This window comes from Nitrospira sp. BLG_2 (assembly GCF_049222245.1).
The window spans coordinates 1-2301 of sequence record NZ_JBLYIG010000398.1; the positions used below are offsets into that span (position 1 = coordinate 1).

The following is a 2301-nucleotide window of genomic DNA, read 5'->3' on the forward strand; positions in this document are numbered from 1 at the left end:
GGGCTCTCGGTGTGATCCACTAGCGGGCTTCAAACGTGTCCCTCCAGTTATCCTCAACACGGTTGACATGGCCATTGCGACTGTCGGAAAGTACGGAGTAACTCATATCTACAGTTAAAACTCTCGCCATGAGGATAGAGAAAGGAGTGGGGTGTGGAACAGAGGTATGCAATCACCGTGAAGTTCCTGGTCGATGCTGATTCAGCGGAAGATGCTGAGGAAATGGTCGAAACCGCCTGTGAAAAGGCGTCGGCCTCATTCCCGGAAATGAGTTATGAAGGAATTGAGGATATTGAGGAGGAAGAAGAAGAGTAGTCGGCATTCGTTCACCGCAAGAATCCTGTAATTCACTCGGCCAATCCTACAATGGGCGACGAATCACGATCGATCTTACCTGAGAAGGAAGTCGCTATCCTTGCAGGCGGATGCTTTTGGTGCCTTGAGGCGGTGTATGACCAGGTGCGCGGAGTTGAATCCGTCGAGTCAGGCTATATCGGGGGAACCGTTGAAGATCCGACGTATGAGGCAGTGTGCAGCGGGCAAACCGGCCATGCGGAAGCCGTTCGAATAACCTTCGACCCCCAGGCCATCTCCTACAAAGAGCTCCTCGAAATCTTTTTTGTCATTCACGATCCCACCACGCTCAATCGACAAGGAAATGACCAAGGTACGCAATATCGTTCGGCGATTTTTTACACTAGTTCGCCGCAGCAACAGATAGCCGAAAACGTCATCAATAGTCTGAATGACCAGAAGGTGTACGACGCTCCTCTCGTCACGCAGGTCATACCGGCTGGACGATGGTATGAGGCGGAGCCCTATCATCAGGAATATTTTGTTCGGAATCCCTTCCAAGGTTATTGCCAATTTGTGGTGAGTCCAAAAGTCGCCAAGTTTAGAAAACAGTTCTCTCACCGGCTAAAAACGTAGGCAGTCCCGCTATCGAGGGAACAATCCAACCAAGATCTCTCGTAGCGTCCCAAAGGCCGCCGGCGTTTGAAATACCTGACGGGTTTGTACGATGACCTCGGCATGCACAGGACAAAAAGGCCATTCACCGGAGGGATTGCCCTGGACTTGGGCAAGGATGGAGCCGTCTGTGTCGGTATTCGGTGAGCGAACGACGATGAGAGGACTATTGGGATCAAGTAGACAGGTATTGTCCTGAGCCCCCTCACTTGTGGCGGAGTCACGAATCTGAACCTGCTGTTGTCCATTCGAGGACACGGTATCTCCATCCCGAATATGGCCGGTTGGCGCCAAGGAATACAACACCAGCGGAGCTACCAGAATGATGATCACCGCTGCGGCGATCGACCAGAGCGGCGGTTCGGCACGGGCTTGATCAGGAGGCGACGGCATTTGTTCACAGGCCTCTTTTCAGGCATTGTACCGCATGCCGATGTTTTTTCCTTTTCAGGTACACAAGGGCCCTGTGGAGCCATCGTTCCTACCAAGTGGCGGGTACCTAGCAAGCGATGGTGTTGAAAGAGTTGTTCGGCTGACTACAGAAGTTAGCGAGAGCCGTTACCATCGCAGGAATGATCGATCCTGTCTTAGGCCCGTCATCTCGCCACAATGTCAAAAGACTAGAACCTATCTCAAAATCGATTTACAAAGACGGAGCGCCTTCATGTGATGAATAGCGATATCGCAAATATGCAGAATCCTTGGAAATATTGAAGTCATGGCTCTGGCCGTCACGGAACTGCTGCTCAATCACGGGCCGCTTTTCAATTTTGAGATAGGTTCTACGCTTTCCTCGGATGGACTTGTGCTGCAACCACAAAAGTTTTCTTTCCTGAGCTTTGATGATTCTCAGCCAAGTGTGGAGAGAGTCGAGCAGGACAAACCCGGGTCACCCAAGCCGTAGAAGACAGTCAATCTAGTCTATGTCCCACGGCCGAAGTTGTGCGTCTCAGCTTCTTGAACAGGACGACTATCTCTTGCCGCTTTGGTCGCAACAGACTCTGCAAAATACCATGCTGTGAAGGAGCAACTGCCGTGGCCGGTTCGAAATACACCTCCGTTCGCTGTGGTGCAATGGGCTGCAGCGGAGTTGATCGACCATCGAACTTATCTCCAATTCCGGGGTCCGGCGCATAACCTGTCTCCGAACGATAGTTGCCCAGTATGAGATGCAGCTCGTCGCCGTGAACGAACATCCCGCCTGAGGTGACGAACAGTACTTTGTCAATAAGTGTGTCCTTCTGACGGGCTTGATAAAAGGTGACGATCTCCTCGGATGTCGCCTTTCTCAAACCTTCCGCAAAGTACGGAGCAAAGAAGCTGATTTCTGCT

At 51.6% G+C, this 2301-nt stretch carries 5 protein-coding genes; 3 read left to right on the forward strand and 2 right to left on the reverse strand.

The genetic code is table 11. The annotated features are described in order from the left end of the window. Positions 1-153: 153 nt before the first annotated feature. Together ACOSYY_RS10985 and msrA are read left to right on the forward strand one after the other, a co-directional pair. Complete coding sequence (locus ACOSYY_RS10985; RefSeq protein WP_421662402.1) at positions 154-315, forward strand: hypothetical protein; 162 nt, start codon at positions 154-156, stop codon at positions 313-315. Positions 316-366: 51 nt separating this feature from the next. Next, positions 367-930 carry a peptide-methionine (S)-S-oxide reductase MsrA gene (msrA, locus tag ACOSYY_RS10990; RefSeq protein ID WP_421662403.1) on the forward strand — a complete coding sequence of 188 codons (564 nt, stop codon included), beginning with the start codon at positions 367-369 and terminating at the stop codon, positions 928-930. A gap of 9 nt (positions 931-939) precedes the next feature. On the opposite strand, the gene ACOSYY_RS10995 is transcribed toward msrA, so the two are convergent. Then, positions 940-1362, reverse strand: coding sequence for a hypothetical protein (locus tag ACOSYY_RS10995; protein ID WP_421662404.1), 423 nt, complete (start codon positions 1360-1362; stop codon positions 940-942). A gap of 325 nt (positions 1363-1687) precedes the next feature. On the opposite strand from ACOSYY_RS10995, the gene ACOSYY_RS11000 reads away from it, so the two are divergent. Further along, a complete protein-coding gene (locus ACOSYY_RS11000; protein WP_421662405.1) occupies positions 1688-1873 on the forward strand; it encodes a hypothetical protein in 186 nt (61 codons plus the stop codon). Positions 1874-1880: 7 nt separating this feature from the next. Here ACOSYY_RS11000 and ACOSYY_RS11005 read toward each other — a convergent pair. Then, the coding region (locus tag ACOSYY_RS11005) for a hypothetical protein (RefSeq protein WP_421662407.1) at positions 1881-2301 on the reverse strand (421 nt) is incomplete at its 5' end.

Excerpts from the sequence above, each read along its gene's own strand:
- msrA (WP_421662403.1), top strand. The coding sequence starts at position 367 with ATGGGCGACGAATCACGATCGATCTTACCTGAGAAGGAAGTCGCTATC.
- ACOSYY_RS10995 (WP_421662404.1), bottom strand. The coding sequence starts at position 1,362 with ATGCCGTCGCCTCCTGATCAAGCCCGTGCCGAACCGCCGCTCTGGTCG.
- ACOSYY_RS11000 (WP_421662405.1), top strand. The coding sequence starts at position 1,688 with ATGGCTCTGGCCGTCACGGAACTGCTGCTCAATCACGGGCCGCTTTTC.